General features: G+C 31.7%; 1 protein-coding gene. It reads left to right on the forward strand.

The window, feature by feature from the left end; genetic code table 11:
• Positions 1-243: NADH-quinone oxidoreductase subunit J (locus V6260_RS18645; RefSeq protein WP_341595577.1), on the forward strand; the 243-nt coding region annotated here is incomplete at both ends.

The raw sequence follows: 243 nt of genomic DNA on the forward strand, positions 1-243 counted from the left end.
GTTCTACTAGGTCTTGGATTTATGGGTATTTCTTATCTAATTCTTTATATTGGAGCTATTGCTATTCTGTTCCTATTTGTTGTTATGATGCTAAATCTACAACTAGCTGAACTAAATGCTATGGCTTCTGACTATACTCAAAATCTTCCTCTAGGTGCTATTTTTGTATTTCTTCTATTCGTAGAACTATTTTCTATGTTCCCATTTACTTCTAATAATGAATACAAACACCTTAACCCATTC

The organism is Pseudoalteromonas aliena (assembly GCF_038155085.1).
Taxonomy (GTDB): Bacteria; Pseudomonadota; Gammaproteobacteria; order Enterobacterales; family Alteromonadaceae; genus Pseudoalteromonas; species Pseudoalteromonas aliena_A.